The organism is Mesorhizobium sp. M2E.F.Ca.ET.219.01.1.1 (assembly GCF_004016445.2).
Taxonomy (GTDB): Bacteria; Pseudomonadota; Alphaproteobacteria; order Rhizobiales; family Rhizobiaceae; genus Mesorhizobium.
This window is the reverse complement of sequence record NZ_SADT02000025.1, coordinates 1-1,377: the sequence shown is the minus strand read 5'-3', so window position 1 is coordinate 1,377 and position 1,377 is coordinate 1. Positions and strand designations below refer to the sequence as shown.

1 protein-coding gene and 1 pseudogene are annotated in these 1,377 nt (G+C 58.5%); both read left to right on the top strand.

All coding sequences use genetic code 11. The features are described from left to right. Nucleotides 1–180, top strand: a pseudogene (locus tag EN862_RS36630) (hypothetical protein); the annotation flags it as partial. Then, the gene (locus EN862_RS34715; protein ID WP_126097340.1) at nt 167–1,339 is read left to right on the top strand and encodes a Xaa-Pro peptidase family protein; all 1,173 of its coding nucleotides are present in this window, start codon (nt 167–169) and stop codon (nt 1,337–1,339) included. The pseudogene EN862_RS36630 and the gene EN862_RS34715, both read left to right, overlap by 14 nt. Nucleotides 1,340–1,377: the final 38 nt, after the last annotated feature.

Here is a 1,377-nt window from a genome sequence, read left to right as displayed (position 1 = left end):
ACCACCTTACCGATAAAGATGTGGTCGGGAATTCGGGAAGAGATCACGCCTACAATCGCTGCCGTTTCAAGTCTGCTGATCGCGTTGACAGTCGTTATGTATGCCGGCGTAGAGGTGGTCCGCCAGACGGGTGAACGGCGAAACAAATACAATGAGCTAGTCAACGATGAAGGAGCTTAAGACGGTGAGTGAGCCTGCGAATAACGGCATGGATTTCCCGGCGGAGGAGTATCGGGAGCGCCTACGGCGTACGCAAGAAGAGATGGCTAAGTATGATCTTCCCGTCTTACTGCTGCACCAACCAGAAAACATCAATTATCTAAGTGGCCTCGATCAAATTGGCTATTTCTCCTATCACGCTTTAGCAGTACCCAGCCGCGGCGACCCGGTGCTGATCGTGCGCGACATGGAAGTCCCCACGGCGCACAGCACCTCATGGGTCAAAAACCATGTGGTCTATGCAGATGCCGCTGATCCGCTCCCCGTTTGGCTCGACACGGCGCGAAGAGCCCTTGAAGGTCTTGGGTTGGCAGGCGGGCGCATCGGTCTGGATGAGCACTCATGGTTCTTGACGGTGGAGCGCTGGAAGATGCTGCAGGCGCTGCTGCCGAAGGCAACTCTGGTTGGAGAGCCCCGTATTGTCGACCACCTGCGCCTGATCAAATCGCCGCGGGAACTAGAACATCTGCGCGGCGCTGCGCGGCTAGTTGAAGTGGGTCTGCGGGCCGGCATCGAGGCTATCGCGCCTGGAGTCGCGGAGCGAGAACTCGCCGAGGCTGTGTCTAGCGCATTGGTGAAGGCGGGGGCAGCGTCGCTCGGCGGTATCATCACCTCCGGCGATCGAACAAGTCTCATACATGGAGGACTTTCGGACCGGCGCCTGGAACGTGGCGATCCTGTCTACTTTGAGCAAAACGGGGTCCACAAGAATTACTGGGCACGCTTGATGCGCACCGCTGTTGTCGGTCCGGCGAGCGCTGCGCAACAGCGTATCGCCGACACGATCATCCGCATCCAAGACGAGGCGATCGCATTGATGCGGCCGGGCACACCGGCCAGCGTGGTCGACCGAGCTTGCCGCGAGCCGCTTCTGGCATCTGGACTGCGCGAAACCTATACGAATCGTGCCGGCTATTCGCTTGGTCTTAATCATCGCCCGTCGGCCGGCGAATTTATCCGCGAATTCGTGCCTGGCGTCGAATGGGTCTTAGAGCCGGGAATGGTGTTTCATATGCTGATGATGGCAGCGGGGATGGGCTTCAGCGAGACGGTGCTGGTGACGGAAAAAGGCCCGGAACGCCTGACCACCATGGAGCGCAAGCTCTTCTCGCGTATATAAGCACTCCATTCAAGATGGCAAAGCACATGCGACCAGTC